Genomic DNA, 5,469 nt, shown 5'->3' on the forward strand with positions numbered 1-5,469 from the left:
GTGTTGTTTGAGAACTCAATAGTGTGTTTGGTGGTTTTTGTTTGTTGTTGTTTTTTGGCTGCATTCTGATACCCCCGTGTTGGGGTGTGGCCTGTTTGTGATGCCAGTTTGTTTGGTGTCTTTTGTTTGGTTTCAGGCTTGTTCTGATTCGAATTCCACCTGTCTTTGGATGGGTTGTTTTTGTTTGGAGAGTTTGATTCTGGCTCAGGACGAACGCTGGCGGCGTGCTTAACACATGCAAGTCGAACGGAAAGGCCCTTCGGGGTACTCGAGTGGCGAACGGGTGAGTAACACGTGGGTGATCTGCCCTGCACTTTGGGATAAGCCTGGGAAACTGGGTCTAATACCGAATATGATCATGGCCTGCATGGGTTGTGGTGGAAAGCTTTTGCGGTGTGGGATGGGCCCGCGGCCTATCAGCTTGTTGGTGGGGTAATGGCCTACCAAGGCGACGACGGGTAGCCGGCCTGAGAGGGTGACCGGCCACACTGGGACTGAGATACGGCCCAGACTCCTACGGGAGGCAGCAGTGGGGAATATTGCACAATGGGCGCAAGCCTGATGCAGCGACGCCGCGTGAGGGATGACGGCCTTCGGGTTGTAAACCTCTTTCAGTAGGGACGAAGCGCAAGTGACGGTACCTATAGAAGAAGGACCGGCCAACTACGTGCCAGCAGCCGCGGTAATACGTAGGGTCCGAGCGTTGTCCGGAATTACTGGGCGTAAAGAGCTCGTAGGTGGTTTGTCGCGTTGTTCGTGAAAACTCACAGCTCAACTGTGGGCGTGCGGGCGATACGGGCAGACTTGAGTACTGCAGGGGAGACTGGAATTCCTGGTGTAGCGGTGGAATGCGCAGATATCAGGAGGAACACCGGTGGCGAAGGCGGGTCTCTGGGCAGTAACTGACGCTGAGGAGCGAAAGCGTGGGGAGCGAACAGGATTAGATACCCTGGTAGTCCACGCCGTAAACGGTGGGTACTAGGTGTGGGTTTCCTTCCTTGGGATCCGTGCCGTAGCTAACGCATTAAGTACCCCGCCTGGGGAGTACGGCCGCAAGGCTAAAACTCAAAGAAATTGACGGGGGCCCGCACAAGCGGCGGAGCATGTGGATTAATTCGATGCAACGCGAAGAACCTTACCTGGGTTTGACATGCACAGGACGCCGGCAGAGATGTCGGTTCCCTTGTGGCCTGTGTGCAGGTGGTGCATGGCTGTCGTCAGCTCGTGTCGTGAGATGTTGGGTTAAGTCCCGCAACGAGCGCAACCCTTGTCTCATGTTGCCAGCACGTTATGGTGGGGACTCGTGAGAGACTGCCGGGGTCAACTCGGAGGAAGGTGGGGATGACGTCAAGTCATCATGCCCCTTATGTCCAGGGCTTCACACATGCTACAATGGCCGGTACAAAGGGCTGCGATGCCGTGAGGTGGAGCGAATCCTTTCAAAGCCGGTCTCAGTTCGGATCGGGGTCTGCAACTCGACCCCGTGAAGTCGGAGTCGCTAGTAATCGCAGATCAGCAACGCTGCGGTGAATACGTTCCCGGGCCTTGTACACACCGCCCGTCACGTCATGAAAGTCGGTAACACCCGAAGCCGGTGGCCTAACCCCTTGTGGGAGGGAGCCGTCGAAGGTGGGATCGGCGATTGGGACGAAGTCGTAACAAGGTAGCCGTACCGGAAGGTGCGGCTGGATCACCTCCTTTCTAAGGAGCACCACGAGAATCAGGCCCGCCCACATCGTGTGGGGGTTCGGGAGTTCTGATCGATTCGTTGGATGGCCTTCTGCCTGTAGTGGGTGGGGGTCTGGTGCACGACAAGCAATCATCCAGGACGGGGACCTTCCTTTGTGGGGGTTGTCTGGTGCTGCCAAACACACTGTTGGGCTTTGAGACAACAGGCCCGTTGTTCCCGGGCGTTGGTTCGGGAGGCGTGTTGTTGCTCCATCTTTGGTGGTGGGGTGTGGTGTTTGATTTGTGGATAGTGGTTGCGAGCATCTGGCACGCATGAGGCGCCGGCTTCCTTTGGGGGGTTGGTGGTTTTGTGTGTGTTTTTGATGTGCAATTTCTTTTTTCGAATTGGTTTTTTGTGTTGTAAGTGTGTAAGAGCGCATGGTGGATGCCTTGGCACTGGGAGCCGATGAAGGACGTGGGAGGCTGCGTTATGCCTCGGGGAGCTGCCAACCGAGCGTTGATCCGAGGATGTCCGAATGGGGAAACCCGGCACGAGTGATGTCGTGTCACCCACTACTGAATACATAGGTAGTGGGGGGGAACGCGGGGAAGTGAAACATCTCAGTACCCGTAGGAAGAGAAAACAATTGTGATTCCGTTAGTAGTGGCGAGCGAACGCGGAGGATGGCTAAACCGTATGCATGTGATACCCGGCAGGGGTTGTGTGTGCGGTGTTGTGGGACGTTTCGTCTTCGGTCTGCCGGCCGGGGCGGGAGTGATAAACCGTGGTGTTAGGTGAAGTGGCCTGGGATGGTCTGCCGTAGTGGGTGAGAGCCCCGTAACTGAAAACATCACGGCTCCTGTGGAACTGTTCCCGAGTAGCAGCGGGCCCGTGGAATCTGCTGTGAATCTGCCGGGACCACCCGGTAAGCCTGAATACTTCTCAGTGACCGATAGCGGATTAGTACCGTGAGGGAATGGTGAAAAGTACCCCGGGAGGGGAGTGAAATAGTACCTGAAACCGTGCGCTTACAATCCGTCAGAGCCCTCTCTTGAGTGGGGTGATGGCGTGCCTTTTGAAGAATGAGCCTGCGAGTCAGGGACATGTCGCGAGGTTAACCCGGGTGGGGTAGCCGTAGCGAAAGCGAGTCTGAATAGGGCGTATCCACACAGTAGTGTGTGGTGTAGTGGTGTGTTCTGGACCCGAAGCGGAGTGATCTACCCATGGCCAGGGTGAAGCGCGGGTAAGACCGCGTGGAGGCCCGAACCCACTTAGGTTGAAGACTGAGGGGATGAGTTGTGGGTAGGGGTGAAAGGCCAATCAAACTCCGTGATAGCTGGTTCTCCCCGAAATGCATTTAGGTGCAGCGTTGCGTGTTTCTTACCGGAGGTAGAGCTACTGGATGGCCGATGGGCCCCACAGGGTTACTGACGTCAGCCAAACTCCGAATGCCGGTAAGTGAAAGCGTGGCAGTGAGACGGCGGGGGATAAGCTCCGTACGTCGAGAGGGAAACAGCCCAGATCGCCGGCTAAGGCCCCTAAGCGTGTGCTAAGTGGAAAAGGATGTGCAGTCGCAGAGACAACCAGGAGGTTGGCTTAGAAGCAGCCACCCTTGAAAGAGTGCGTAATAGCTCACTGGTCAAGTGATTGTGCGCCGATAATGTAGCGGGGCTCAAGCACACCGCCGAAGCCGCGGCATCGAATTTATTCGATGGGTAGGGGAGCGTCCTGCACACCGGTGAAGCAGCCTGGTAATGGAGCTGTGGAGGGTGTGGGAGTGAGAATGCAGGCATGAGTAGCGATAAGGCAAGTGAGAACCTTGCCCGCCGAAAGACCAAGGGTTCCTGGGCCAGGCCAGTCCGCCCAGGGTGAGTCGGGACCTAAGGCGAGGCCGACAGGCGTAGTCGATGGACAACGGGTTGATATTCCCGTACCCGTGTGTGAGCGTCCCTGATGAATCCATTCTGCTAATCGCCCAAATGGTGTCCCACCAATTCCTTCGGGAAGCGGGGGTCACCGGCTGCGCGAGACCCGGGTGGGTAGTAGTCAAGCGATGGGGTGACGCAGGTAGGTAGCCGTACCAGTCAGTGGTAATACTGGGGCAAGCCCGTAGGGAGTCAGATAGGCAAATCCGTCTGGCATTAATCCTGAGAGGTGATGCATAGCCGAGTGAGGCGAATTCGGTGATCCTTTGCTGCCAAGAAAAGCCTCTAGCGAGCGCACACACGGCCCGTACCCCAAACCAACACAGGTGGTCAGGTAGAGAATACCAAGGCGTACGAGTGAACTATGGTTAAGGAACTCGGCAAAATACCCCCGTAACTTCGGGAGAAGGGGGACCTCCTACTGTCATGGCACTAGCTGCCGGCAGCGGTGGGGGGTGGCACAAACCAGTGAGAAGCGACTGTTTACTAAAAACACAGGTCCGTGCGAAGTCGCAAGACGATGTATACGGACTGACGCCTGCCCGGTGCTGGAAGGTTAAGAGGACCCGTTAACCCCTCGGGGTGAAGCGGAGAATTTAAGCCCCAGTAAACGGCGGTGGTAACTATAACCATCCTAAGGTAGCGAAATTCCTTGTCGGGTAAGTTCCGACCTGCACGAATGGCGTAACGACTTCTCAACTGTCTCAACCATAGACTCGGCGAAATTGCACTACGAGTAAAGATGCTCGTTACGCGCGGCAGGACGAAAAGACCCCGGGACCTTCACTATAGCTTGGTATTGGCGTTCGATACGGTTTGTGTAGGATAGGTGGGAGACTGTGAAACTCACACGCCAGTGTGGGTGGAGTCATTGTTGAAATACCACTCTGATCGTATTGGACTTCTAACTTCGGACCGTATATCCGGTCCAGGGACAGTGCCTGGTGGGTAGTTTAACTGGGGCGGTTGCCTCCTAAAATGTAACGGAGGCGCCCAAAGGTTCCCTCAACCTGGACGGCAATCAGGTGTTGAGTGCAAGTGCACAAGGGAGCTTGACTGCGAGACGGACATGTCAAGCAGGGACGAAAGTCGGGACTAGTGATCCGGCACCCCCGAGTGGAAGGGGTGTCGCTCAACGGATAAAAGGTACCCCGGGGATAACAGGCTGATCTTCCCCAAGAGTCCATATCGACGGGATGGTTTGGCACCTCGATGTCGGCTCGTCGCATCCTGGGGCTGGAGCAGGTCCCAAGGGTTGGGCTGTTCGCCCATTAAAGCGGCACGCGAGCTGGGTTTAGAACGTCGTGAGACAGTTCGGTCTCTATCCGCCGCGCGCGTCAGAAACTTGAGGAAACCTGTCCCTAGTACGAGAGGACCGGGACGGACGAACCTCTGGTCCACCAGTTGTCCCACCAGGGGCACCGCTGGATAGCCACGTTCGGACAGGATAACCGCTGAAAGCATCTAAGCGGGAAACCTTCTCCAAGACCAGGTTTCTCACCCTTTTAGAGGGATAAGGCCCCCCGCAGACCACGGGATCGATAGACCAGACCTATACGCACCGCAAGGTGTTCAGGGAACTGGCACTAACCGGCCGAAAACTTACAACAACCAAAACAACAAACCAGTTGACACGGACAAAGTAAGCACACCAAGACGCCCGCAACCACACCACAGCAGTCAAACCACTGCACCCCACCACCAAAACTAAACCTCCCCCCACAGGGGGACACTCAAAAAAGAGTGAATAAAGTTACGGCGGCCATAGCGGCAGGGAAACGCCCGGTCCCATCCCGAACCCGGAAGCTAAGCCTACCAGCGCCGATGATACTACCCAACAGGGTGGAAAAGTAGGACACCGCCGAACACAATTTA

3 rRNA genes are annotated in these 5,469 nt (G+C 56.1%); all 3 read left to right on the forward strand.

Annotation, left to right across the window (positions count from 1 at the left end):
* Positions 1 to 181 precede the first annotated feature (181 nt).
* The 3 genes from AB4879_RS00010 (at position 182) to rrf (ending at position 5,461) form a co-directional block, all read left to right on the forward strand.
* Positions 182 to 1,701 (forward strand): 16S ribosomal RNA (locus AB4879_RS00010).
* A 385-nt stretch (positions 1,702 to 2,086) separates the two neighbouring features.
* Positions 2,087 to 5,204 (forward strand): 23S ribosomal RNA (locus AB4879_RS00015).
* Between the two features lie 144 nt (positions 5,205 to 5,348).
* Positions 5,349 to 5,461 (forward strand): 5S ribosomal RNA (rrf, locus tag AB4879_RS00020).
* Together the 16S, 23S and 5S rRNA genes form the textbook arrangement of a ribosomal RNA operon.
* Positions 5,462 to 5,469: the final 8 nt, after the last annotated feature.

Origin of the sequence: Mycobacterium sp. SA01, from assembly GCF_041287105.1 — a bacterium.
Taxonomy (GTDB): Bacteria; Actinomycetota; Actinomycetes; order Mycobacteriales; family Mycobacteriaceae; genus Mycobacterium.